The 23,187-nt window shown below is 41.5% G+C and carries 29 protein-coding genes; 23 read left to right on the top strand and 6 right to left on the bottom strand.

Going from position 1 to position 23,187, the window contains the following annotated elements; genetic code table 11:
• Positions 1 to 194: 194 nt before the first annotated feature.
• The 5 genes from hxlA (at position 195) to NST57_RS12700 (ending at position 3,817) form a co-directional block, all read left to right on the top strand.
• Entirely contained in the window at positions 195 to 827 is a 633-nt protein-coding gene (hxlA, locus tag NST57_RS12720; protein WP_341298639.1) for a 3-hexulose-6-phosphate synthase, read from the top strand.
• Positions 824 to 1,381 (top strand): 6-phospho-3-hexuloisomerase, encoded by a 558-nt coding sequence (gene hxlB, locus NST57_RS12715; protein ID WP_341298638.1) that lies wholly within the window; start codon positions 824 to 826, stop codon positions 1,379 to 1,381. The genes hxlA and hxlB overlap by 4 nt, the downstream gene beginning before the upstream one ends.
• Positions 1,382 to 1,529: 148 nt before the next feature.
• Complete coding sequence (locus NST57_RS12710; RefSeq protein WP_142155552.1) at positions 1,530 to 2,255, top strand: DsbA family protein; 726 nt, start codon at positions 1,530 to 1,532, stop codon at positions 2,253 to 2,255.
• Positions 2,256 to 2,349: 94 nt separating this feature from the next.
• Positions 2,350 to 2,805, top strand: a complete 456-nt coding sequence (locus NST57_RS12705; protein WP_341298637.1) for a MarR family winged helix-turn-helix transcriptional regulator — start codon at positions 2,350 to 2,352, stop codon at positions 2,803 to 2,805.
• A gap of 10 nt (positions 2,806 to 2,815) precedes the next feature.
• Complete coding sequence (locus tag NST57_RS12700) at positions 2,816 to 3,817, top strand: serine hydrolase domain-containing protein (RefSeq protein ID WP_341299225.1); 1,002 nt, start codon at positions 2,816 to 2,818, stop codon at positions 3,815 to 3,817.
• Between the two features lie 33 nt (positions 3,818 to 3,850).
• Here NST57_RS12700 and NST57_RS12695 read toward each other — a convergent pair whose 3' ends face one another.
• Complete coding sequence (locus NST57_RS12695; protein WP_341298636.1) at positions 3,851 to 4,951, bottom strand: GntR family transcriptional regulator; 1,101 nt, start codon at positions 4,949 to 4,951, stop codon at positions 3,851 to 3,853.
• A 272-nt stretch (positions 4,952 to 5,223) separates the two neighbouring features.
• On the opposite strand from NST57_RS12695, the gene NST57_RS12690 reads away from it, so the two are divergent.
• From NST57_RS12690 to NST57_RS12675, 4 genes are all read left to right on the top strand, one after another.
• Positions 5,224 to 6,849, top strand: a complete 1,626-nt coding sequence (locus NST57_RS12690) for an FGGY-family carbohydrate kinase (protein ID WP_142155548.1) — start codon at positions 5,224 to 5,226, stop codon at positions 6,847 to 6,849.
• Entirely contained in the window at positions 6,843 to 7,547 is a 705-nt protein-coding gene (locus NST57_RS12685) for an L-ribulose-5-phosphate 4-epimerase (RefSeq protein ID WP_007501382.1), read from the top strand. The genes NST57_RS12690 and NST57_RS12685 overlap by 7 nt, the downstream gene beginning before the upstream one ends.
• A 17-nt stretch (positions 7,548 to 7,564) precedes the next feature.
• Positions 7,565 to 8,986, top strand: a complete 1,422-nt coding sequence (gene araA, locus NST57_RS12680) for an L-arabinose isomerase (protein ID WP_341298635.1) — start codon at positions 7,565 to 7,567, stop codon at positions 8,984 to 8,986.
• An 83-nt stretch (positions 8,987 to 9,069) separates the two neighbouring features.
• Positions 9,070 to 10,410, top strand: a complete 1,341-nt coding sequence (locus NST57_RS12675; RefSeq protein ID WP_007501378.1) for a sugar porter family MFS transporter — start codon at positions 9,070 to 9,072, stop codon at positions 10,408 to 10,410.
• Positions 10,411 to 10,627: 217 nt separating this feature from the next.
• On the opposite strand, the gene NST57_RS12670 is transcribed toward NST57_RS12675, so the two are convergent.
• Positions 10,628 to 10,840 (bottom strand): hypothetical protein, encoded by a 213-nt coding sequence (locus NST57_RS12670; protein ID WP_146271072.1) that lies wholly within the window; start codon positions 10,838 to 10,840, stop codon positions 10,628 to 10,630.
• Between the two features lie 35 nt (positions 10,841 to 10,875).
• Positions 10,876 to 11,193, bottom strand: a complete 318-nt coding sequence (locus NST57_RS12665; RefSeq protein WP_048003119.1) for a hypothetical protein — start codon at positions 11,191 to 11,193, stop codon at positions 10,876 to 10,878.
• A gap of 183 nt (positions 11,194 to 11,376) precedes the next feature.
• Here NST57_RS12665 and NST57_RS12660 point away from each other — a divergent pair, with 183 nt between their 5' ends.
• The 4 genes from NST57_RS12660 to NST57_RS12645 all read left to right on the top strand — a co-directional run bounded on the left by NST57_RS12660 (position 11,377) and on the right by NST57_RS12645 (position 14,440).
• Positions 11,377 to 11,670: a CotD family spore coat protein gene (locus NST57_RS12660; RefSeq protein ID WP_008342559.1), complete on the top strand. Its 294-nt coding sequence runs from the start codon at positions 11,377 to 11,379 to the stop codon at positions 11,668 to 11,670.
• 92 nt (positions 11,671 to 11,762) lie between these two features.
• On the top strand, positions 11,763 to 12,365 hold the full coding sequence (locus NST57_RS12655) for a GNAT family N-acetyltransferase (RefSeq protein ID WP_445818793.1): 603 nt from the start codon (positions 11,763 to 11,765) through the stop codon (positions 12,363 to 12,365).
• Positions 12,319 to 12,873 carry a delta-aminolevulinic acid dehydratase gene (locus NST57_RS12650; RefSeq protein WP_142155546.1) on the top strand — a complete coding sequence of 185 codons (555 nt, stop codon included), beginning with the start codon at positions 12,319 to 12,321 and terminating at the stop codon, positions 12,871 to 12,873. Before NST57_RS12655 ends, NST57_RS12650 begins: the two co-directional genes overlap by 47 nt.
• A gap of 154 nt (positions 12,874 to 13,027) precedes the next feature.
• Positions 13,028 to 14,440 carry a polysaccharide deacetylase family protein gene (locus NST57_RS12645; RefSeq protein ID WP_341298634.1) on the top strand — a complete coding sequence of 471 codons (1,413 nt, stop codon included), beginning with the start codon at positions 13,028 to 13,030 and terminating at the stop codon, positions 14,438 to 14,440.
• A 335-nt stretch (positions 14,441 to 14,775) separates the two neighbouring features.
• Here NST57_RS12645 and NST57_RS12640 read toward each other — a convergent pair whose 3' ends face one another.
• A complete protein-coding gene (locus tag NST57_RS12640) occupies positions 14,776 to 14,907 on the bottom strand; it encodes a hypothetical protein (protein ID WP_272953192.1) in 132 nt (43 codons plus the stop codon).
• A gap of 134 nt (positions 14,908 to 15,041) precedes the next feature.
• On the opposite strand from NST57_RS12640, the gene NST57_RS12635 reads away from it, so the two are divergent.
• Genes NST57_RS12635 through NST57_RS12620 form a run of 4 tightly spaced genes read left to right on the top strand, consistent with a single transcriptional unit; the run spans position 15,042 to position 16,772 of the window.
• Entirely contained in the window at positions 15,042 to 15,467 is a 426-nt protein-coding gene (locus tag NST57_RS12635; RefSeq protein WP_341298633.1) for an NUDIX hydrolase, read from the top strand.
• Between the two features lie 32 nt (positions 15,468 to 15,499).
• Entirely contained in the window at positions 15,500 to 15,916 is a 417-nt protein-coding gene (locus NST57_RS12630; protein WP_341298632.1) for a hypothetical protein, read from the top strand.
• Positions 15,917 to 15,926: 10 nt separating this feature from the next.
• Positions 15,927 to 16,238 (top strand): hypothetical protein, encoded by a 312-nt coding sequence (locus NST57_RS12625; protein WP_341298631.1) that lies wholly within the window; start codon positions 15,927 to 15,929, stop codon positions 16,236 to 16,238.
• 15 nt (positions 16,239 to 16,253) lie between these two features.
• Entirely contained in the window at positions 16,254 to 16,772 is a 519-nt protein-coding gene (locus NST57_RS12620) for an Imm6 family immunity protein (protein ID WP_341298630.1), read from the top strand.
• Between the two features lie 125 nt (positions 16,773 to 16,897).
• Here the strand turns inward: NST57_RS12620 and sigK are convergent, their stop codons facing one another.
• A complete protein-coding gene (gene sigK, locus NST57_RS12615; RefSeq protein WP_058014952.1) occupies positions 16,898 to 17,626 on the bottom strand; it encodes an RNA polymerase sporulation sigma factor SigK in 729 nt (242 codons plus the stop codon).
• 231 nt (positions 17,627 to 17,857) lie between these two features.
• On the opposite strand from sigK, the gene NST57_RS12610 reads away from it, so the two are divergent.
• The 4 genes from NST57_RS12610 (at position 17,858) to NST57_RS12595 (ending at position 20,914) form a co-directional block, all read left to right on the top strand.
• The gene (locus NST57_RS12610) at positions 17,858 to 18,979 is read left to right on the top strand and encodes a Rap family tetratricopeptide repeat protein (RefSeq protein ID WP_341298629.1); all 1,122 of its coding nucleotides are present in this window, start codon (positions 17,858 to 17,860) and stop codon (positions 18,977 to 18,979) included.
• 166 nt (positions 18,980 to 19,145) lie between these two features.
• Positions 19,146 to 19,886: a polysaccharide deacetylase family protein gene (locus NST57_RS12605; protein WP_142155541.1), complete on the top strand. Its 741-nt coding sequence runs from the start codon at positions 19,146 to 19,148 to the stop codon at positions 19,884 to 19,886.
• Positions 19,887 to 19,957: 71 nt separating this feature from the next.
• Positions 19,958 to 20,686 carry an SGNH/GDSL hydrolase family protein gene (locus NST57_RS12600; protein ID WP_235675467.1) on the top strand — a complete coding sequence of 243 codons (729 nt, stop codon included), beginning with the start codon at positions 19,958 to 19,960 and terminating at the stop codon, positions 20,684 to 20,686.
• Between the two features lie 78 nt (positions 20,687 to 20,764).
• Positions 20,765 to 20,914: a hypothetical protein gene (locus NST57_RS12595; protein ID WP_003217499.1), complete on the top strand. Its 150-nt coding sequence runs from the start codon at positions 20,765 to 20,767 to the stop codon at positions 20,912 to 20,914.
• Positions 20,915 to 21,049: 135 nt separating this feature from the next.
• Here NST57_RS12595 and NST57_RS12590 read toward each other — a convergent pair whose 3' ends face one another.
• Entirely contained in the window at positions 21,050 to 21,190 is a 141-nt protein-coding gene (locus NST57_RS12590; RefSeq protein WP_003217327.1) for a sporulation histidine kinase inhibitor Sda, read from the bottom strand.
• 362 nt (positions 21,191 to 21,552) lie between these two features.
• Between NST57_RS12590 and NST57_RS12585 the strand changes: the two genes are divergently transcribed.
• Both NST57_RS12585 and yqeH read left to right on the top strand, forming a co-directional pair.
• Positions 21,553 to 22,074 (top strand): YqeG family HAD IIIA-type phosphatase, encoded by a 522-nt coding sequence (locus NST57_RS12585; RefSeq protein WP_008356191.1) that lies wholly within the window; start codon positions 21,553 to 21,555, stop codon positions 22,072 to 22,074.
• 2 nt (positions 22,075 to 22,076) lie between these two features.
• Complete coding sequence (gene yqeH / locus NST57_RS12580; RefSeq protein WP_007501357.1) at positions 22,077 to 23,177, top strand: ribosome biogenesis GTPase YqeH; 1,101 nt, start codon at positions 22,077 to 22,079, stop codon at positions 23,175 to 23,177.
• Positions 23,178 to 23,187 lie beyond the last annotated feature (10 nt).

Here is a 23,187-nt window from a genome sequence, read left to right as displayed (position 1 = left end):
GATTTGTCAGTACGTTTAGATACTGGTCGAAAAGACAGTGTCTTTTTTGTAACCATATGCGAAAAAGTATAGTATGTAAAAAAAAAGTGCGTACTTGGATTGCTTCCATCCTGTTGTTATACTCATTTCATCGTTCAAGAAGCCCTATTCACGGAGCTCTTGAAGATGAGATGAAAAAACGGGAGTGAACGTTCATGAAATTACAATTAGCATTAGATTTAGTAAATATACCAGAAGCGATCGAGCTGATCAAAGAAGTAGAAGCGTCTATTGATGTAGTGGAAATTGGGACACCTGTTGTGATCAACGAAGGACTTCGTGCTGTAAAAGAAGTCAAACAGGCGTTTCCAAATTTACGTGTGCTGGCGGATCTCAAAATTATGGATGCTGCCGGTTATGAAGTGCAGCAGGCATCTGAAGCTGGAGCAGATATCGTCACCATTCTTGCGGCGGCAGAAGATATGTCCATTCAAGGAGCGGTGAAAGAAGCAAAAGCAAGAGGGAAACAAATTTTAGTCGATATGATTGGTATCAAAGATATCGCCCGCCGTGCGAAAGAGCTGGATGAGCTTGGGGTAGATTATATTTGCGTGCATACAGGCTATGACCTGCAAGCGGTTGGTCAAAACTCATTTGCTGACCTTATGACTATTAAACAAGTCGTCAAACAGGCAAAAACAGCGATTGCCGGTGGTATTAAGCTTGATACGTTACCTGAAGTCGTCAAATTAAATCCAGATTTGATTATTGTCGGCGGCGGCATTGCGGGTCAAGACAATAAAGCAGAAGTGGCTGCGCAAATGAAGCAGTTGATTGCACAATCATGAAAATAAGTGATTATGTGAGAGCGATTCTAAGCGAGCTTTCTGAGCACTCGCCCGCTATTCAAGACGAACAAGCAGAGCAGCTTGTCAAAAGCATTTTAGCGGCTCGAAAGGTCTTCGTCGCAGGGGCTGGCAGGTCTGGTTTGATGGGGAAATCGTTTGCGATGAGACTCACGCATATTGGTGTCGAAGCTTATGTGATTGGTGAAACGAATACGCCTGCTTTTACATCTGAGGATTTATTGATTGTAGGGAGCGGTTCTGGACGAACAGAGACGCTACTTGTGCTTGCGAAAAAGGCAAGGGCGATTGGCGGAAGCGTGGCGTCGTTCACGCTTTCAGCTGAGTCACCTATAGCTGATCTATCGGATGAAGTCATCTTACTGTCAGGTGCGCCAAAGGATCAACATGAAGGAAACCATCATACGATTCAGCCGATGGGCTCATTATTTGAGCAAACTTTGCTTCTTATGTACGATGCGGTCATCTTGAGATTGATGGAAATGAAAAAGCTCGACACCCATAAAATGTACGGTCACCATGCGAACTTAGAATAGCCGTGATGAAAACCTTTCCTTTTTTGAAGGAAAGGTTTTTTAAATACATGAATCTTAAAAAGAAGGATCACTTGACATAAAGGATGAGATGTAACTATAATAGTTACATCTAAAAAGAAAAAACGTAAGCAACGGAAGGAAGATGAAGATGAAAGTGCAAATTTGGTCAGATATCGCCTGTCCTTTTTGTTATATAGGAAAAAAACAGCTGGAAACAGCGCTTGAGCAATTCCCTCATAAAGAACAGGTAGAAGTAGAGTTTAAAAGCTTTGAGCTTGATCCGAATGCACCTGTTGCAGTGGATTATGATGTGCATGATATGCTTGTCAAAAAATATGGCATGAGCCGCAGCCGGGCAATCGCGATGAATGAACAGGTGAAACAGGCGGGCAAGGAGAAAGGAATCGATTTTCAATTCGATCCACTCGTTTTGACAAACACCTTTGATGCCCACCAGCTCGCACAATATGCTGGAAAAATGGGAAAAGGCGATCTCGTCATGGGAGAGCTGTTTCAAGCGTATTTTACAGATGGAAAGCATGTTGGTGATCGTCAAACCCTTTTAGATATCGCAGAAAAAGCAGGCCTTGATCAGAACGAAGTGCAAAAGGTTCTAGACGGGCAAGAATTTGCAGACGATGTGCGAGAAGACGAAAAAGAAGCAAGACAGCTCGGGATTTCTGCTGTGCCTTTTTTCTTGATCAATGATCAATATTCGGTTGCTGGTGCACAGCCAGCAGATACGTTCCTTCGTGCACTTGAAACGGCTTGGACAGAAGAGGCAGCGCAAACGGAGAAAGCGGCTGATGCTTCATTTGAAGAAGCATGTGCAGATGGCGTATGTGCAGTACCTTCAGCTAAAGAAGAATTATAATCGGCATTTTCCCTATCTTTGATAAAAGATAGGGATTTTTGTTGATTAATAATTAATATACCTTTATACTTAAGTTATCTTAATTATGAAGGTGATGACAGTGACATCCAAAACAACGATGATCCAAGAATTAAACCAAATTGAAGCACGCATCCATCAAAAGCTTCGATTAGAGTTTGAAGAGTTATTTGTAGATGAGTTAACTGATAAGCAGCATATTGTCCTTGATTTCGTAGAGCGAAAAGGGGGAAGTTCGCCTATTCAAATTGCTCAGCAACTAGGCATTACCCAAAGTGCTGTGAGCCAGTTGTTAAACACGCTTGAAAAAAAAGAATGGATTCGCCGCAGCATCAACCCGCAAAATCGTCGGGAATTGCACGTTGAACTTTCTGAAAAGGCAAAGACGTACTTGGAGAATATGAGAAAGATAGAACTTGCGATCATTGAAAAATACTATTCAAAATTAAGCCTCGAAGAGATCAACACATTGACATCCATTTATGTAAAGCTTGATCAATTGATTGTAGATCAAAATGAAGGGGAAGGATGATGATCCATTGATGATGCTCAAACAAGAAGTACAGCGAATTGCCTCTTCTTATACGGAGAAAAAGAAACAGGCACTGCTTGTGATCGGACTGATTCATCAAGGAGAAAGACACGTTTTTCATTTCGGAGATGACCCCATACAGCAGCGCGTGCAGCCTGAGGGGGTCATTTTTGAAATCGGCTCTATTTCAAAAGTCTTTACGACAAGTATATTGGCAAGCATGATTCAAAGAGGGCATATGAAGCTAGACGATTCCATTTCACTATATTGTCCTGAAATAAAAAAGAATCACCCCATCCAATTGGAACAGCTGGCAACCCATACGTCTGGAATTCCTTCATATCGTTTTCTCAGAGATTTACAACTAAGGTTCCTTCCAAAAGTGAGAAGAGATATGTACTGTCAATACTCCCTTGATGAATTAATGAAACTGTTACACTCGAAAAAATGGAATGAGCGAAAGGAATACCCATCTCGTTACTCCAATGTAGGGATGGGACTCCTCGGGTTGATCATGGGATGGTCTCTTCACAAAACATATGAAGATCTGCTGACTGAATATATCGCGTATGAGCTGAAACTATCGAACACCTTTATTACGATCAAGGAGGACGTCAAAGAGAAGATGATCCTAGGTCATAAAGAGAATGGAAAAGAGGTTCCTCCGCTTCAGATGCATGACTATCAAGGGGCTGGTGCGATTCGTTCGACGATCACTGATTTGCTTTCATTTCTCTCTGCACATATGAGTGCAGACGCCGCTTCTCCATGGAAAATGACCCACGAACCAAAGGTGAAGATAGGTAAAAACATGTCAATGGGACTCGGGTGGGTCATAGATGATACGGGATTGATTTGCCATAATGGTGCAACTTCTGGTTTCTCCAGCTTCATGGGCTTCCGCCCGCATTCAAAAACAGGAGTGGTCGTCTTGTCTAACTATCGCAATCGTATCACGCAAGACTCTCCCGATCGAATTGCCTATGATGTGATGAATATGCTTGAACAATAGCCTAAAGCCAAATGAGCCTTCTATGAACAGGGCTCATTTTTTTCTTGTGTTCAGCTCTTTAATCGTTTCACCAGGAACGAGTGCAGGCTCATAAAATGTTTGATCAGGGAGATTCTTTTTCCCTTGTACTTTTTTAATCATCCAGTCTGCCGCATCTCGTCCCATTTGCTCTTGAGGATGTGTCAGCGTTGTCAGTTTCACATGGGCATTTTTTTGGGCAATATACGAGTTATCCTGTCCAATAATGGAAAGATCATCTGGAATAGATAAACCCATTTCACTACATACATTTGCTACTTCTAATCCTACCTCATCGTTATAGCAAACAAGGGCTGTCAGCTCATGCTGGTGCGCTTGTAAAAAGGTTTTGATATGATCCCCTAAATACTGCTTCGATTCTGTATCGAAAAAAAGAACATGCTCTGGTAGGAAATTGAGCTTCGCTTCACCGAGTGCCTGAATATAGCCTTTCATTCGATATTTTCCTTGTAAATCATCTGTTTTTGAAATCAGTCCAATGTGCTGATGCCCAGAGGTGATCAGCTCCTTTGTCGCTAAATAGCTGGACTTTACATCATCCAAACAAAGGAAGGGGACCTCTAACTGCTCATAGTAGGCATTGATCATAATAAGCGGTACATCCTGTTCTTTAAAGGATAGGTAGTACGAAATGTTTGGATTATATAAGTTGCTTTTTGTCGGTTCGACAATTAATCCGTCCACACCAAAGGACAGCATCATTTCAAGTGCTTTTTTCTCCTGCTCCACATCGTTATTCGTACTCGCCAGTAACAAAGAATAGTTCTCTTCATTTAATCGGCTTTCGATGCCCCGAATGATCGACGGGAAAATGTAATCGGATATGTATGTGGTGATGACGCCAATCGTTTTCATATGAGCATGTCCAGCAGGTTTTGTTTGATATTGATTGGTGACAAATGTGCCTGAGCCTTTTTCACTTCTTAAAAAACCTTCACTCGATAATTCCAAGATGGCTTTTCGCACCGTATGTCTGCTTACTTGATACATCTCTTGTAAGCTTGATTCGGTTGGAATACGCTCCCCGATCCGGTAATCTCCTGTCAGTATTTTGCTTTTTATATCATCTATAATGATCTGGTACTTCTTTTTCATCGTTTCACTTCTTTCACAGTTGATCCTCTACTCGGGTTGAGAAGAACTTGTATGGACATATTTTAACATGGTTGCTCAATCAAAAACAGGCGCTTGCAGTGTCTACCGTCTAATCCTTAGAGAATATGAAAGTTTTTGTCTAATTGTGTATGTACAAATATATTTATTGTTGACATATGTACGGACAAATATTATATTATTTTTGTGCACAGGTAAAGGTGAATCAAACGAAAAAGATATTTGAAACCGCTATCATCTTGGAGGTGAACAAAATGAATCGTGAAAAGACGGCCAAAGCCATTAGAGAAGGACGGACATCTTTGGGCATTGAATTTGGTTCCACGCGAATTAAAGCAATTTTAATAGATGAAGAGTTTCAGCCAATTGCGCAAGGTGCATTTGAATGGGAAAGTTCTCTTCAAGAAGGAATATGGACGTACAATTTAATTGAAATCATTACAGGTCTTCAAGTGGCGTACCGTCAGATGAAAGAACAGGCTGCACAATTGTATGGGGTGACGATTCAAACGATTGGCTCCATCGGGATATCTGCGATGATGCATGGCTATGTCGCCTGTCATCATACAGGAGAAGTCCTCGTCCCATTTCGAACGTGGCGGAATGGAACAACGACCGAGGCGAGTCAAAAGCTAACAGATGTATTCCAATTTCATATTCCAGAAAGATGGAGCATCGCTCACTTATATCAAGCGATATTAGGAGAGGAAAAACATCTGTCCCGGTTAGAGTATGTGACCACTTTGTCCGGCTACATTCACTGGCTCTTAACAGGGAAGCAGGCCATCGGAATTGGCGATGCGTCGGGAATGTTCCCCATTGATGAAAAAACGAAGGATTACAATGAAGTGATGCTTCATCAATTTGAAGCATTGATTGCAGAAAAAGGCTATCCGTGGAAGCTTCGTCATCTTTTGCCGCGCATCTATTTAGCAGGCGAAGAAGCTGGTGTGTTAACAGCAGCTGGAGCAGCGATTTTAGACCAAGGCAAACAGTTGCAGCCAGGTATCCCTTTTTGCCCGCCAGAGGGTGATGCAGGAACAGGAATGGTCGCAACAAACAGTGTGGAAAAGAGAACTGGGAATATTTCAGTTGGGACATCTGTATTTGCCATGATTGTGTTAGAGCATCATCTAAAAGGTGTGTACCCAGAAGTGGACCTTGTCACGACACCAGATGGCCTGCCAGTCGCGATGGTTCATGCCAACAATTGTACAAGTGACCTCAACGCTTGGATGAATCTATTCAGAGAAGCGTTTGAAGCAATGGGTCAGCCAGTTGAAACAGAAAGATTGTACGAAACCCTATTAAATCAAGCTTTAGAAGCAGATCATGATGGGGGCGGGCTTTTAAGCTATGGCTATTATTCTGGTGAAAATATTACGAGACTAAAAGAAGGAAGACCTCTTTTTGTTAGATCTCCTCAAAGCCGGTTTACCCTTGCTAATTTCATTCGGACGCACCTCTTCTCTGCATTTGGCGCAATGAAAATTGGGATGGATCGTTTAAAAGCACATGAACAAGTCAAGATTGATCGCTTACTAGGACATGGCGGTTTATTTAAAACACCGATAGTTGGGCAAAAAATGGTCGCTGCTGCACTCGGGACACCTGTATCCGTCGTATCAACGGCGGGAGAAGGCGGTGCGTTTGGGATGGCGGTCCTTGCTTCATATATGCTCAATCACCAGCAGCAAACACTGAGCCATTTTCTCAAGCATCAAGTGTTTGCCCATACATTAGAAGAGCTTATTGATCCTGATCCACTGGATGTTAAAGGTTTTGAGGAATTTATAAAGCGCTATCAAGAAGGACTCCCGATAGAAAAAGCGGCAGTAGAACATTTGACGCCACAGAAAGGAGCGGCACCTGTATGTTAGAGCGGTTAAAAGAAGAAGTGTTTCAAGCGAATCTAGATCTGCCAAAGTACGGACTTGTGAAATTTACATGGGGCAATGTCAGTGCGTGCGATCGTGACAGTGGACTGTTTGTCATTAAGCCAAGCGGCATAGCGTATGACAAATTATCAGCAAAAGACATGGTCGTGGTCGATTTTGACGGTCAAGTGGTCGAGGGAGAATTCAATCCTTCTTCCGATACTGCCACACATGCTGTTCTTTACAAGCATTTTGAGGAAATTGGCGGCATTTCACATAGCCATTCGATGTGGGCAACGGTATGGGCGCAAGCTGGACTTGATTTACCAGCAATGGGCACAACACATGCCGATACATTTTACGGACCTGTTCCGTGCGCTCGATTTCTCACAGAAGAAGAGGTGAATCGCGGGTATGAGGTGGAAACAGGACACCTGATCATTGAAACGTTTGAGAAAAGACAGATAGATGTCATGGCGGTTCCTGGTATTTTGCTGCAAGGTCATGGTCCCTTTACGTGGGGGAAAGATGCAAAAAGTGCGGTAACGAACAGTGTCATTTTAGATGAAGTAGCGAAAATGAACCTGTTTGCAAAGCAATTGAACGAATATGCGGAGCCTCTTCCGCAGGTGATTTTAGATAAACATTATTTAAGAAAACATGGAACACATGCGTATTACGGACAAAAACCTTCAAGATAAAGAAAAGAGGGATTTCTATGTTAACAAGTCAGAAGAAAGAATGTTGGTTTGTCGTCGGTTCACAGCACTTATATGGGGACGAGGCACTGAAGCAAGTGAAGGCAGATGCGCAAAAGATAACAGATGCCTTAAATGAGAGCGGTTTGCTGCCTTATCCAATTATTCTGCAGGAACTGGCGGTTAGTGCGGATCAAATCACACAGCTGATGAAAGAGGTCAACTATCGTGATGAGGTCATCGGTGTGATGACTTGGATGCATACGTTTTCTCCAGCAAAAATGTGGATACGTGGTACGTCTCTTTTGCAAAAGCCTCTTTTGCATCTCGTCACGCAATACTATGAAAACATTCCGTGGGACACGATTGATATGGACTATATGAACCTCCATCAATCGGCACATGGAGACAGAGAGTACGGCTATATCAATGCACGTTTAAATAAGCAAAACCAAATCGTTGCAGGTCATTGGTCGAAGCAGGAGGTGAAGCAGCAAATCGCTGATTGGATGGACGTTGCGGCTGCCTATCATGAGAGCTTCCAGATCAAAGTGGCCCGGTTTGGTGACAATATGCGCCACGTTGCGGTGACAGAAGGAGATAAAATTGAAGCACAGATCCAGCTGGGCTGGACCGTTGATTACTTTGGAATTGGCGATCTTGTGAACTATGTAAATGCTGTGAAAGAAGCAGAAGTTGATGCTCTGTTTGCTGAGTACTTAACGTTATATGACGTGGATTATGGGAGCTATTCGGCAGAAAAATGGGAACAAAGTGTAAAAGTGCAAGCACGATATGAATTGGCTATCAAACGTTTCTTAGATGAAGGCGGCTACAATGCCTTTACGACAAACTTTGAAGATTTACATGGCATGAAGCAGCTTCCGGGTCTAGCTGTTCAGCGCCTCATGGCAAAGGGGTATGGCTTTGCAGGTGAAGGGGATTGGAAAACCGCCGCACTGGATCGTTTATTAAAGGTGATGAGCCATCATCAATCGACTGGTTTTATGGAAGATTACACATATGAAATGACTGCTGGTCAGGAAGCAGTGCTGCAATCTCATATGCTAGAAGTAGATCCAGCGCTTGCACATACAAAACCCGTCATTGTTGTATCTCCGCTAGGCATTGGAAACCGGGAAGACCCAGCACGTCTTGTGTTTGATGGAAAAGCAGGCGAGGGCGTTGTTGTCTCCATTGCTGATTTTGGAACACATTTCAAATGGCTGATTCAAGAAGTGGAAGCCTTTGAGCCGCAGGAAGCAGCACCTCATTTACCGGTGGCGCGCGTCCTCTGGAAAATCAAACCGAACTTTCAAGATGGCGTCAAAGCATGGATTAAGCACGGCGGAGGACATCATACAGTCGTATCTCTCAATTTAACGGTCGATCAAATTGTTCATTTTGCAAAGCTTGTGAATGCAGAATATGTGGTTTTATAAAGAAGGGTGAAATGCATTCTACTGTGATCGGTAGAATGTCAGGGTGAAATGAAAGCGGTTTATTAAGTGAGGGGGTCATCCACTTGGAGAAAAAAGTATCAAGTAAATTTATCTTCTTTTTCGGGTCCTTTGCAGGTATCTTATTTGGATATGATATTGGCATTATCGCAGGGGCGGAAGGGCACATACAGGAAGAATTTCAGCTCAGCCCGTTATGGCTTGGCATCGTCGTTTCTTCATTAATGGGCGGGGCGATCATTGGTTCCATTTTAAGCGGTCTGATGGGGGATAAGTTTGGCCGAAGAAAGCTCATTTTGGTGTCGTCGATTATCTTTTTTGTCGGTGCGCTTGGCTCAGCTATTGCACCAGAAGAAATCTCATTAACCATTGCCCGGATTTTCTTAGGAACAGCTGTAGGGACAGCCTCATCGCTCGTGCCTGCTTACATGTCTGAAATCGCGCCAGCTAAAATTCGCGGGAAATTGTCCGGCTTGAATCAGCTGATGATTGTGAGCGGATTATTGCTTAGCTACATCGTCGCATTTGTGTTTGAACCCATTCCAGACAGCTGGCGCTGGATGCTGGGAAGTGCTGCATTATTTGCGATCGTGCTTTATATTGGCATGCTGAAGCTTCCTGAATCTCCAAGATATTTAATTAAACACGGAATGGCTCATAAGGCACGTGAAGTATTAGGATCACTTCGTTCATCACGTGAAGAGATTGAAGCAGAAATGCAAGAAATTTTAGAAGTGGCAAAAGAAGAACGCTCAGGCATTCGTGAATTATTTCAAAAGAAATTCCGAATGGCTCTCTTTATTGGGGTCGGAATGGCGACACTCCAGCAAATACAAGGGGCGAACTCCATTGTGTATTATGCAACGAGTATCGCAAGAAATGTAGGTCTTGCTCCGCAAGTTGCCGCAGGTTTTACCGTCATTGTCGGTGTCATATTTGTTGTGACGACCGTGATCTTTTTACAATTCGTCGACCGGTTCGACCGCCGAACGATTCTCACAGTAGGGGGAACAGGGATGGCCCTTTCTTTCTTTGCACCAGCGGCATTAGGTGCGCTCGGAGTGAGTGAAGGCATATTAAACTGGGTCACATTGATTTCACTTTGCTGCTTTATTTTGTGCTATGCCTTCTCATGGGCACCGATCACATGGATTATCATTGGTGAAATTTTCCCACTTTCTGTCAGGGGTATTGGAGCGGGCATTTCCTCTGCCTTTAACTGGACGGGATCATTAGCAGTTGGCCTTGTGTTCCCTATCTTGGCTGACCAATTCAGCTTTGGCGTCATTTTCTCTTCATTTGGGGTCATCTGTTTAATTGGCTTGTTGTTCACCCGCTTTGTATTAGTCGAAACAAAAGGAAGAAGCTTAGAACAAATCGAAACCGATATGGCTGCACGTGTCTAAAGAAAACCATCTATCCTGTGTGGATAGATGGTTTCAGCGTGTAGACAAACCCTCGCATTCGGTGTCAGTCCTGCGTGCCAGTGCTCACGAATGTCAAATTCGCTCCGCGCCGGTACTTGTCCTTCCGCTGAAAAGAAGACAAAGGGCTAAAATCAAGTTCATTTTAGCCCTTTGTCAACAATCTGAACCATCTATCCTGTATGGATAGATGGTTTTTTTAATCAAGTATTTGTTTCAGTTCGTCTGGCAGTAAATCCATTAATTGATCAGATGAGGATACGTCCAGCACTTCAAGAAGCGCATAATATTTCGCATAAATTTCACTCAGCTGATCAGGGTGATTTGCTTCATATCGATTCAAATGCAATTGTGTCAGTTCAAGTGCAATGTCCAGTTTGTTTCGTTCGATGGTTTGTGCTGTGTTGATCATATCGTTCACCTCTTAGTTTATTGTCATTGAAAAATTTACGGTGCAGTTCCGCAGCTGACCTTATATTCATGGTCTTCTACCTTTTTTGAATAACAGACGGAAGGCGTCATTCCCGTCTCACTTTTCCAAGCCTGCCAATACACATCATAAAGCTGACCATATTGAGGGTCTACATCGTCCTTTTTTTGCAAAATAGCAAAATAGCTTTGGTAAGGGTAGCCTTCTTGATAAATGGCATGCCGTATCGCTCCTCTTTCAGTCGCATTTGTAAAAACCATAGGCGACAGCAAGGGAAGGGTGATAACTACGACGAGCAGGATGAAAAATGAAAAAAGCTTATGTCTTGTTTTCATCAATGAATGTCCTTTCCTTCACAAGAGATCATTTGTATAATATGTTAAAATTGTCCTATTGTAAAGAAAGAGACTACTAGATCACCAGCGGATTTTATCAAAAATAGACAAGCATCTAATCACTAATCGTGCCTCTGACATACGATAGAGTGTAAGTGAAAGACAACTTGAAGGGGTGTTGAGATGAGCCGGAATCGATTAGACAATTTTTTCTTTGGGCCTCGCAGGGGGAATCATGGAGAAGTTGAAACGGTTGTATCCCCTACACGTCAAATTGTCAACACGACAACAAATGAACAAACGATCAGAAAGATTCATCCTACTCATATCACAAACGTCAATAAAAACATCAAAAGAATTGAAAACTACTACCCAGTAACGCAATCTACTCGAAATGAGTATATTGTGGAAGAATATGACTGTGGCAGTGATATTAAGAATCCTTGCTGTCGCCCGGTCAAACGCTGTAAGTGGTAGGGGAAAGGTTTTAAGAAAGGAGGCATCCTGTGATGGGATGCCTTTTTATTTTTGCATAAAAATTTTGATCAAAAGCTTCTTTCAAGATAAAATTGGAAGTATCAATTCATTTCGATGGAGGCGATTTTCTGAATATTCGATTGTTAACACCAGAAGATGCTCAAGAATATGCGAACTTGAGATTAGAAGCACTCCGATTAAATCCAGAGAGTTTTGCTATGAGTTACGAGGAAGAGAAGTTAGATGCGAAGAATAAATACAAGGCTCGTTTTGCTTCTACACAATCTATGTGGACATTCGGCGCCTTTCATCAAGGGCAGCTGGTCGGCTCGGTTACACTCATACAAGAAACCTTGCAGAAATTAAAGCACCGTGCCAATGTGGCAGCGATGTATGTAACGGCTAATGGCCGTGGAAAAGGAATGGGGAAGGCGCTTCTGACAAAAGTTCTTTCTTTTGCCTGCGAAAAAAAAGACATCGAACAACTATATTTAACAGTGGTCACAACAAACGACCCAGCCAAACATCTTTACAGGTCTGTTGGATTTAAGTCGTATGCGGTAGAGGAAAAAGCACTAAAAATAAATGGTGCATATGTAGATGAGGAAAAAATGGTGCTATGTTTATCATCGTTTGGAGGGGATATAAATGAGCCAGCCAGTCATGCGCATCACATTGGCAGCCGGACCAAATAGTGAGCTGGAATCCTTTGCGCTTCGTGCAGCACTTGAAAACTTTGGCGCAAAAGTCGATATGCATTGGATAGGCAGACCGAATGACCTGATTAATGTTTTATCCGGGAGGAATAGAGGCGAGACGGATTTCATTCTTTTATCCTTTCACGGAGAAGAAGGAGCGTTTCTCATGCCGGAGTTAGGAGAAGATGTATATGAAGAGGGTGAGCCGAGAGGTGCTGCTTTTGGTGCGGATGATATAAAGCGGTATGCTTCGTTAAATGGGATACACATTATATGTACGGGCTGTACACTAGGCGAGAAAAAGGTGGGAGAAGCTTTTTTAGAAACAGGGGCAATATCCTATACAGCGCCCGATGACTATATTGATGGAAATGCGTCATTTATTTTTGTTCTCACCATGCTGTATGAGCTGGTGAACAACTCAAAGACAGTCAGAGCAGCTTTTGACCAGGCACGCTCTATTGATGAAGAAACAAAGTTATTCCAGCTGTATATGCAAAAATAAGGGCTGAGCGATCAAGCCCTTTTTATATGTCTCTCGTAAAATATGTCGAAAATGTGACAAGTGTGTTTTTGGCAAACTAAAAAGGGGTTGCGGAAAGTCTATAATACAAACACACGCCATCTAGACATGACGGCATCACGAGAGGAGAATCATTGTGTCAATGAAAGGGAAGATCAGTCTCGTCCTATGTGTACTTGCAATCGTCATCGGTATCGCTGCGTTTTATCATAACCAGCAAGCAAGCGGGACAGAGAGAAAAAAAGTAGAACAAGATGCGAGCTACAAACAAGTTGAAATAGTCACACTTGTGAATGACGGGAAATTCATGAGATATGCTGTCAACTATCCGCTGTTTCATCAAGAAAAACTAGATCAGGAGATCAAAAGATTTGCAGAGGCAGCGTTAGAAAAGTTTAAAACATCATTTAGTCAAGCGAGTGATGTCAATGAAGAGAAACGATACGAATTAAACATCGATTATGAGATCATTCATTATGCCAAGCAAACAGTCGCAATCAAATTCAATACATATGAAGTGAAGGGCGGAGAGCAAGGCGTCAATCAAACGAAAGTGATCAACTTTGATTTCAAGAAACAGACACTTTTATCAATCAACGATATCTTTCTACCAAAGAAGGACAATTTTCAAAAACTATCCAATATGACTTTTGAGGAATTAAAAAAAGATCGAACGCTAGCTGAAAATCGACCGCTGCTCAAACAGGGAACGTCTCCTGTAGCGAAGAATTATCAGTATTTTGCCATCAAGGATCGCTATATAGAATTCTACTTTCCAAGAGGACAAATCGCCCCAAATCATCAAGGCCCTCAAGTGTTAGCGATTAAGAAAACACTACTGACAGGAATATTAAAACCTGAATATATTAAGAAAGAATTGAACAAAAACGAGAAAAAAGAACCCGTTCCAACCAGAAAGATTGTGAAACTGCCGAAACCATCCACATTTCATGCGAATCAAAAAGCCATTGCACTCACATTTGATGATGGGCCCAATCCATCAACGACCTCAAAAATTTTAGCAGCATTAAAAGAGAACAAAGGACATGCCACATTTTTTGTATTAGGCAGTAGGGTTCAGTATTATCCCGATATGTTAAGTGAAATCAGAAAGGGTGGAAATGAAATTGGAAACCATTCCTATAACCACCCTTTGCTCACAAGACTTCCTTTAAAACAAGCGGTCAAACAAGTAGAAGACACGCAGCAAATCATTGAAAAAGCGAGCGGATTCACACCGACTCATTTTAGACCGCCATATGGCGGGACAAACGGGCAAATCAACGAGGCTGTCAACATGAAAGTCACGCTTTGGGATGTTGATCCTGAAGACTGGAAATATCGAAACAGTCAATACGTCGCGGACTACATTCTAGCGCATGCATCTAGCGGTGAAACGGTCTTAATGCACGACATCTATGACACCTCAGCAAACGCAGCCGTCACGATTATCAAGGAACTCACAAAACAGGGATATCAATTATTGACGGTATCTGAGCTTGAGCAGTGGAAGGAAGCGCGTGAGAAGAAAGGTGAATTGAATACGTAATGATGATGCGAATCTTAGTAGATTCGCATTTTTTAAAGCATATTATGAAAATAAAGGGAAATCATGTTAAAGTGAGTGTAGAAAGGGAGGGCTTCGGATGGTATTGATGAGGTTGATTAGCCTATATATGCTGACAGCATTTTGTTTGGGTTTTATCGTTAACTATGTACCTGGTTGATGCTGCCCATCTATATACTTGCGATGATCGGGCTTATGTTCTGTCTCGTTCATATTGCGCTGCATTATCTACAGCGGATCAGAAATATGTTGTTTCATGAGAAACGGTAAGAATACTTGCGTACGCTAAGAAACCTCTCTCTAAAAGAGTGAGGTTTTTATTTTTGCGGTTTTTGATGTTCTAACAGTTGTATATTTTTCTCATTTGATTCTTTCATTTGTCTTAATAACGAAACGATATTCCCAGTAAACCAAATGAGGACAATCAGTAAAATGATGATGATCCACATGCTGGGGCATCCAATCTGCTGAATGCTTCTTTTTGCATGTATCAAGGTACCGTATAATGAATGTATTGAAATGAACAGTTCGTGCTATTTATTCGACAATTGATGTAAACAAAGAGCGAAGGAGGTAGATATATTTGAAACGAGTAGATGTAGTATCAGCTATTATTTACGATGTGGAAGAAAATATTTTAGCAGTTAAAAATGTAAAGGGATATTGGGAACTGCCTGGTGGGGCTGTAGAAAAAGGCGAACACCTGCATCAAGCCGTGATACGCGAGGTGAATGAAGAGACAGGGTATGTTTGCAAAGTAAATGAAATTCATTCGGTTCGAGAAGCAGTCTTTCAAGACAAAAAGCATCATGCTCTGATAATCACCTTCTTTGCTGAAATCACCGGAGGGCAAATAGATATTCTTGATCCAGATCATGATATTGAAGAAGTAAAATGGGTCAGCAAGCAAAACTTTCAAAAGTTAAACCCAAAGTTATATAACTTATTAAAATTAAACGAAGACTCACAAGCTTTTTATCAATTTGAAGGAAATAGAACAGTTGGTTAACAAGTTGATATAGGTATGAAGGAGAGATATGGATGTTTTTATACTACGGCCCCACAGGAGCTCCAGTAGAAAATCCAGGAGAAGAATTCATGAAAAGAATTTTCTTTCAGGAGGGTGAAGAGTATTGGAAACAAGGAAACGGTGAATCTTCCATTGAGATAGAAGAAGATTGGGAAAGTGAAAGTCTAGTTTTCTTTTATACGGAACCGTATGGGTTCTTGATCATGAGATATCCAAATTTTTTGGTTCCTTTTAAAAAGGGAGAAAAAATTGAAACGATCGAGCATTTGGTCGCAGGCGCCCCATTGTATGTGCCGTCGTGTAGCTATATCGATCGGAATCAAGCTTATCAAATCGTTCACCATTTTTTGACGACAAAAACAGTTCCTGACCTTGTTGAATGGGGAGAGTTGAGGGATATTGATTTTCAGTATGATAAGAAAAGTTAGAGGGAGCAAGATGAAAGTGAGTACATATGAGAAGTTACATAACTTAGATGAAACTATGCATTTACATGTAGGGTATGATGAACATGGTTTTGATTATGAAGGCGTGTTTTTTAAGAGTTTAGATAGGAAATGTACAAAAGGTTTGTTTGATCGAGTTCCTAGTGAGGAAAGAGGAATATTCAAGCAACTGACAGATCACTATCCTGAATTGAAAATAAAAGTAACATCAGAACGAGATCCAAGTGTCCCGTACCCAAGAGATACTTTATCTTTTGATGTTAAAAATGGTGTTACAGAAAATGTCGTTAAAATAAAAAAATAGAAAAGAGGCTATAGAATGGATTTTATAAATGACATTAGTGAAGAAGCTAAAGTTGCACTATGCTTAGCAATAGCCGAAAAAATGTATGCATTCATAGATAAAGAAGATGATGGTTACCACATAGGAGAAAAAGCTCTAGAAGATTGCTGGAAATGGCTTTCTGGTAAAGAGTTAAGTGCAGATGATTTATGTAACTACATAGATAGTGAAGATTATATGGATGTAGCGGAGTTTGCAAATAAAGAAAAAGAGGAACAAAAACAATATGGCTGGTATTCAGTATTAGATGCGGTTTCTTATACAGCTTATCAAGCGTATAAACGAGAAAATAAAAAATTTGTTCCGCAAGTGCTAGAGATAATAGATGATGAAACATTAAATACACTTTGGGAAAATGCTATAGAATCAAAAATGATTGATATAGCTGAACTTAAAATCCTAACGAAGTATCTAATTGATCATTATCCTAGCAAATATCAAGATAATAACAAGTTATATTTAATCAACAAAGAGGATCTCCCATTAGGAGATTAAATAGAATACAGCTATTTTTAATAAGTAATACAGAAAGACATTAGCTTAGAGATAAAATAAAAAACAGACCTCATATGGTCTGTTTTTTATCCACTAACATGAAGGGTTCTTTTACAAAATTCAAATCACTTCCCCTTCTCCCGCTTCCGTTTCTCCTTCTCCGCCCGGTAAAACTCATGAAACATCTTCATCAGCGCGCGTTTCTCTATCCGTGAAACATAGCTCCGCGATATCCCGAGCTCCTTGGCTATTTCCCGCTGCGTTTTCTCTTTCTTTAAGTCCAAACCGAATCGGCCGACGATCACTTCTTTTTCTCGGCCGTCGAGAATGTCGATATACTCTTTTACTTTTTCAAGCTCCATGTTGAGCTGAATGGTATCAATCACGTCTTCATTTTCTGATTTTAAGACGTCAATTAATGAAATTTCATTTCCTTCTTTATCCTGACCGATGGGGTCATGCAGAGAGACGTCCTTTTTTGTTTTTTTGAGTGCGCGTAAATGCATGAGGATTTCGTTCTCGATACACCGCGCAGCATATGTTGCCAGCTTTGTTCCTTTTCCAGAGGAATAGCTTTCGATGGCTTTAATGAGTCCGATCGTCCCGATGGAGATGAGGTCTTCAGCGTCTTCCCCGGTATTTTCAAATTTTTTGACAATATGGGCGACGAGCCGAAGGTTATGTTCAATCAGCATGTTTCTTGCGTGTTCATCGCCCTCTGCCATGAGGGCTAAGTATTTTTTTTCATCATCTCCCGAAAGGGGCTGTGGAAAGGCATTGTTTTTGACATAGGACACTAAAAACACCAATTCTTTGACCATCAATCCCATCGCTGTAAATACTCCTGCCACGATTTTCACCTCCACCATGTTTAGGCCGCAGCCTATATCCTCAAATGTATGTGAAGGAAGGATTGTCTGTGTCTGTACGATGAAAAAATCATCTTATTTGAAAGAAACGTGCTTCTGTTCGTATGTTTTTGCTTCCTCTCTCATATGTTTGCGGTTTCTTTGCGGTGCTTGGCGGTCTAGAAGCGTGCTAAAATATGTAATATTAGACCGAAAAGGAAGGGGTTTTTTCGGAACATGGGGAAGGTTCTTTCTTCACATGTCGGTATGAAAATTAATGAATGGTATCGAATGATACGGCAGTTCAGTGTTCCAGATGCGGAAATCTTGAAAGCGGAAGTAGAAGCGGAAATTGAACGTATGGAAGAGGACCAGCATTTACTGATTTATTATCAGCTCATGTGTTTTCGGCACCAAATTATGCTCGACTATATACACCCTTCAAAATATCAACCTTTCTCAGTATCTAACCTTGTCGATAAAATCGAAAATTCCAATCATGAGTTATCTGATATGCTGCATTATTACCATGCATTTTTTCGTGGCATGCATGAGTTTAGTCAAAAAGAATATTTGGAGGCCGTCAAATATTATCGCATGGCAGAAAAACAGCTGTCTATGGTATTTGATGATATTGAGCAGGCCGAGTTTCATTTTAAAGTAGCAGAAGCCTACTATATTATGAAACAAACGCATGTCTCCATGCACCATATTTTAAAAGCGCTTGAAATATACGATCAGCATGATGCATATTCCATTCGCATTATTCAGTGTCTCTTTGTCATCTCAGGAAATTATCAAGATTTAAAACGTAAAGATCGAGCACTGCCTCACTTGAAAAAGGCAAAACAACTCGCATCCGAAATTGACCACCCGCGCATTTATAGCTCAGCGCTCTATAATTTAGGAAAATGTTATGGGGAGCTAGGTTATGGAGAAGAAGCAGAACGATATTTAACCGAATCGGCAGAACTCGCCAAAAAAGAGCTGCTTCCCACGCTGCCTCATACACTTTATACACTGGCCAAGCTGCTTTTTAGACAAAATGAGCAGACTGAAGCAAGGCGCATATTAGAGGATGGGAAATTGGCCGCAAAGAAGCATGAAGACCAGCTGTTCTGTCATATGTTTGAGTATCTGGATGCTTTATATGTTCAGGAAATCAATGAAGAACAACTGCAAAAAACCATTGATTATTTGGAAAAACTTAGCCTATACTCTTATATAGAGGATATCTCACTAGAAATTGCTACAGCCTTAGAAGCCTCTCAACAATACCAGAAGTCCAACCAGTATTATCAAAAATTGCTATGGGCTCAAAATCAAATCCAAGAAGGAGAGTGTCTGTATGAATTCTAAGCAACGTTCGACAGTTGAAGAGAGAAACCAAACGTGAGACAAAAAGCGGGCCTGATGGGCCGGCTTTTTTTATGTGAAAAAGAAGCGGAGACGATCACGAAACTTGAATGAATTCATCAGAAAGCGGGCAATTTAATGTGTAATGATGTTCTGTGGAGGCGGTCTGATGAGAGGGTTGTATATCTTGTTATGTATATGGGTATTATGCGCTTTTGTTCCTGATAAAATAGAGGCGCGTACATTAAAAAGAATCGACCTGGAAAAAACGGGACGAGCCTTTTGGGACATGAGGGAGGAACGGAAAAAGATTGCGTTAACCTTTGATGATGGGCCACATCCGGTTTACACAAATCAAATACTAGATGTGCTGAGAGAGCATGAAGTGAATGCCAGCTTTTTTGTCATCGGGAGCCGTATACATGCATATCCTCTGATCGCAGAGCGGATTGTGAGCGAAGGAAATGAGCTTGGCAATCACACAATGAATCATACGTATTTTGACCTTTTGTCATCGAAAGAAATCAAACAAGAATTAAAAGAATCAGCGGCTCATATCGCTTCTCTCCAGCCTGGTGGACCCTTATTATTTCGTCCTCCGGGCGGGCGTTTAACGATGAAGTCCTTCCGCGTTCTTTCAAAGCAAGGATATGATGTCGTGATGTGGTCCTTTACGCAAGATCCGAAGGACTGGTCAAGGCCAGGTGCACACAAAATTGCCAGCCGTATTATTGAGAATATTCAGGGCGGCGATATCATCCTTTTACATGATGGCGGAGGAAATCGGAAGCAGACAGTAGAAGCGCTGAAACAAGTCGTACCTGAACTTAAGAAAAGGGGCTATGAGTTTGTGAAAGTGAGCGAACTGCTGCACCATGACAGAGATTATCTGCCGGTTCAATTACAATAAGAGACAGTCATTCATTGAAACCAAAAGTCTTGTCGTTTACTATATGAAGAGGGCTTTTGGAGGTGAATGTTGTGAAGAAATTTGTTTTCCTTTTCATCCTGTTATGTGTTGCTGCTGGGTGCTCGAAGCAGGCGCAGGAAAGTGTCATTGCATTTGGTGACAGTAACACAAGAGGGTCGAACTGGGATTTTCGAGATTATCCAACATCTGAAAAATGGGTGAATCTCATGAAAAACGTCGAGCGCGGCCAAATCAAGGTACAGAATGCCGGGATTGGCGGGCAGACAACAGAAGATGCAAAGCTGCGCTTTGAACAGGATATTTTAAACCAAAAACCAACTTACGTCCTCATCATGTTCGGTACAAATGATGCGGCGATTCTAGACGGGAAACATCCCCGTGTGACCAAAAAACGATTTAAAGAAAACTTATCCTACTTCATTTCTGAAAGTAGGAAAGAGGGAATTACCCCTATCCTCATGACTTGCGTGCCTGTGGTGGAAGGAGGCAAAAAGGGCTTGTATTATTATTCTAGATATAAGTCATCTTATTTTGCTGAGAGAGGCGGGGCGAGAGCTTGGCAAAACTCATATAATGACATCACAAGAGAAGTAGCTGAAAAACAGCAAGTGCCGCTTGTCGACAATTGGAAAGCGTTCATCCGAGAAGCGGGTGAAGATAGTGACAACGCCTTGATTCAGTCTGGCCTCATTGACCCTTCTGGCAATCATATGACACCAAAAGGGGCAAGAATCATATATAACGAAATCAAAGAGCGTGATGTCATTAAACATTTTTAAATGCAGGCCATCTGCCTAAACAAGACGATCCATCTTGCATAGTCTAACAGTATATCTTCCTAGAAGGAGGTAACTGATATGTGGGGATGTCCTTATCCTTACCCTGCGTGTTCGCCTTATCCAGCTCAAGGAGCAGGAATCGGTTACGCTTTTCTTGTTGTGTTCCTTGTCGTCATTTTGGTCGTAGGTGGAGGGTTATGGTTTTGGAATGAACAGCCTTGCAAATAAGACACCTCTTCTTTGATCAGAAGGGGTGTTTTTTACGGAAAATAGTAGTAAGCACATAGCGCAAGTGATATAATATCAGTCATCTGAGTTTAAAAAGGAGAGTGCTCGGGAGGCATGGTTCCAGGATATATGGAATTAAGAGGAAACAGAGAGCATATGCCCGAGCGAACGTCTTTTCATTTCTGTCTCAATTAATTCAATGAAGTCGCGATTTAAGTTCATTTCATTTGCTTTATAATACGATTCTATAAGTAAATCATCTGACAGCTTTTTCATACTAGAAACCCATATGATGGGAAAAACACCTCCCCTGAAAAAGTTGGCATAAAACTTGAGGAAAAGACATATCATCATAGGTTGATCGAATGTCTTTGAAGTACCTTTAATCTACCATGAATGGGAAACAAGAACAATCGTTCTGTTATCCACATGGTTAAGTGGATAACTTGTGGGTAGAGTGTTTATAATTGAATGAAAGCGTTATGGAATATAGGTGGATAATGTGTGTAAAATTATCCACACCTGTTGAAGGTCCTCATCATATGTCGAAAACTTTTTCATTGTATTCGATAGACAGACAAATTGTGATTTGATTCGACACAAGCGCTGAAAAACCATTGGAAGAAAGGGTGCAAATTGTGCTAAAGAAGTATTTCTTACCGGATGAATTTGTGAAAAGTATTTTCCACATTTCGCCGCAAAAACTAAAAGAACGAAATGTAAAAGGAATTATTACGGATTTAGATAACACACTAGTAGAATGGGATCGTCCAAGTGCGACCCCACGTTTAATTGAATGGTTTCAAGAGATGAAAGATCACGGGATACAGGTGACGATTGTATCGAACAATAATGAAAAAAGGGTCAAGCTTTTTTCTGAGCCGGTTCATATCCCGTTTATTTATAAAGCGAGAAAACCGATGGGAAGAGCCTTTAATAAGGCTGTCGCTGATATGCAATTGAAGAAAGAAGATGTGGTTGTCATTGGCGATCAGCTTATGACAGATGTGCTTGGCGGAAACAGGCATGGCTTCCATACTATTTTGGTTGTACCTGTTGCGGCATCGGACGGATTTTTCACGAAGTTTAACAGGCAGATTGAACGCAGAATTTTAGGCGCCTTAAAGCGTAAGGGCCACATTCAGTGGGAGGAAGAGTAATAATGGAAAAGGTTGTTTGTATTGGCTGCGGTGTAGCCATTCAGACGGAAGATAAAGATCAATTAGGATATGCGCCGGCAGCATCTCTATTGAAAGAAGATGTGATCTGTCAGCGCTGTTTTAGGTTAAAGAACTACAATGAAATTCAGGATGTGTCTTTAACAGAAGACGACTTTTTAAATATTTTACACAGCATTGGCGAGACTGATTCTCTGATCGTCAAGGTCGTTGATATTTTTGACTTTAACGGAAGCTGGATTAATGGACTGAGCCGTATTGTTGGTGGTAATCCCATTTTACTTGTCGGCAACAAGGTAGATATTTTACCGAAATCCGTGAAAAAAGACCGTCTTGTTCAATGGATGAAGCGGGAAGCAAAAGAAAATGGGCTCAATCCGATCGATGTGTTTTTAATCAGTGCGAGCAGAGGACAAGGTGTGCCTGAGGTTATGGAGGCAATTGATCATTATCGTGAGGGCAGAAATGTCTATGTTGTCGGCTGTACAAATGTTGGGAAATCAACATTTATTAACCGCATTATTAAAGAGGTGTCTGGAGAAGAGAATGTGATCACCACATCCCAATACCCAGGGACAACACTTGATGCGATTGAAATCCCGCTTGATGACGGGTCTGCTTTATTCGATACACCGGGTATCATCAACCGCCATCAAATGGCGCACTATGTCGGCAAAAATGACTTAAAGATTTTAACGCCGAAAAAAGAATTGAAACCGAGAACGTTCCAGTTAAATGAAGCTCAAACGCTTTACTTTGGCGGACTGGCTCGATTTGATTATGTAAAAGGCGGTAGAACATCCTTTGTCTGCTACATGCCAAATGAACTCAACATTCACAGGACGAAGATGGAGAATGCAGATGACTTATATGAAAAGCATGCAGGTGAACTGCTTTCACCGCCATCAAAAGAGGGGATGGAAGATTTCCCGCCGCTCGTTCCGCACACTTTCACCATAGATCAGCCAAAAATGGACATTGTCTTTTCAGGATTAGGCTGGGTGACTGCAAATGATGCTGGGAAACAAATCAAAGTGTATGCGCCAAAAGGTGTGCACGTGTTTATGAGACGTTCGTTAATTTAAATGTTCAGAG

It is taken from the genome of Bacillus sp. FSL M8-0077 (assembly GCF_038050255.1).
Taxonomy (GTDB): Bacteria; Bacillota; Bacilli; order Bacillales; family Bacillaceae; genus Bacillus; species Bacillus altitudinis.
Note: the sequence above shows the minus strand (reverse complement) of the source record. Positions and strands in the feature narration are given on the sequence as shown.

Excerpts from the sequence above, each read along its gene's own strand:
- hxlA (WP_341298639.1), top strand. The coding sequence starts at position 195 with ATGAAATTACAATTAGCATTAGATTTAGTAAATATACCAGAAGCGATC.
- hxlB (WP_341298638.1), top strand. The coding sequence starts at position 824 with ATGAAAATAAGTGATTATGTGAGAGCGATTCTAAGCGAGCTTTCTGAG.
- NST57_RS12710 (WP_142155552.1), top strand. The coding sequence starts at position 1,530 with ATGAAAGTGCAAATTTGGTCAGATATCGCCTGTCCTTTTTGTTATATA.
- NST57_RS12705 (WP_341298637.1), top strand. The coding sequence starts at position 2,350 with ATGACAGTGACATCCAAAACAACGATGATCCAAGAATTAAACCAAATT.
- NST57_RS12700 (WP_341299225.1), top strand. The coding sequence starts at position 2,816 with ATGATGCTCAAACAAGAAGTACAGCGAATTGCCTCTTCTTATACGGAG.
- NST57_RS12695 (WP_341298636.1), bottom strand. The coding sequence starts at position 4,951 with ATGAAAAAGAAGTACCAGATCATTATAGATGATATAAAAAGCAAAATA.
- NST57_RS12690 (WP_142155548.1), top strand. The coding sequence starts at position 5,224 with ATGAATCGTGAAAAGACGGCCAAAGCCATTAGAGAAGGACGGACATCT.
- NST57_RS12685 (WP_007501382.1), top strand. The coding sequence starts at position 6,843 with ATGTTAGAGCGGTTAAAAGAAGAAGTGTTTCAAGCGAATCTAGATCTG.
- araA (WP_341298635.1), top strand. The coding sequence starts at position 7,565 with ATGTTAACAAGTCAGAAGAAAGAATGTTGGTTTGTCGTCGGTTCACAG.
- NST57_RS12670 (WP_146271072.1), bottom strand. The coding sequence starts at position 10,840 with ATGATCAACACAGCACAAACCATCGAACGAAACAAACTGGACATTGCA.
- NST57_RS12665 (WP_048003119.1), bottom strand. The coding sequence starts at position 11,193 with ATGAAAACAAGACATAAGCTTTTTTCATTTTTCATCCTGCTCGTCGTA.
- NST57_RS12660 (WP_008342559.1), top strand. The coding sequence starts at position 11,377 with ATGAGCCGGAATCGATTAGACAATTTTTTCTTTGGGCCTCGCAGGGGG.
- NST57_RS12650 (WP_142155546.1), top strand. The coding sequence starts at position 12,319 with ATGAGCCAGCCAGTCATGCGCATCACATTGGCAGCCGGACCAAATAGT.
- NST57_RS12640 (WP_272953192.1), bottom strand. The coding sequence starts at position 14,907 with ATGTGGATCATCATCATTTTACTGATTGTCCTCATTTGGTTTACTGGG.
- NST57_RS12630 (WP_341298632.1), top strand. The coding sequence starts at position 15,500 with ATGTTTTTATACTACGGCCCCACAGGAGCTCCAGTAGAAAATCCAGGA.
- NST57_RS12625 (WP_341298631.1), top strand. The coding sequence starts at position 15,927 with ATGAAAGTGAGTACATATGAGAAGTTACATAACTTAGATGAAACTATG.
- NST57_RS12620 (WP_341298630.1), top strand. The coding sequence starts at position 16,254 with ATGGATTTTATAAATGACATTAGTGAAGAAGCTAAAGTTGCACTATGC.
- NST57_RS12610 (WP_341298629.1), top strand. The coding sequence starts at position 17,858 with ATGGGGAAGGTTCTTTCTTCACATGTCGGTATGAAAATTAATGAATGG.
- NST57_RS12605 (WP_142155541.1), top strand. The coding sequence starts at position 19,146 with ATGAGAGGGTTGTATATCTTGTTATGTATATGGGTATTATGCGCTTTT.
- NST57_RS12595 (WP_003217499.1), top strand. The coding sequence starts at position 20,765 with ATGTGGGGATGTCCTTATCCTTACCCTGCGTGTTCGCCTTATCCAGCT.
- NST57_RS12590 (WP_003217327.1), bottom strand. The coding sequence starts at position 21,190 with ATGAAAAAGCTGTCAGATGATTTACTTATAGAATCGTATTATAAAGCA.
- yqeH (WP_007501357.1), top strand. The coding sequence starts at position 22,077 with ATGGAAAAGGTTGTTTGTATTGGCTGCGGTGTAGCCATTCAGACGGAA.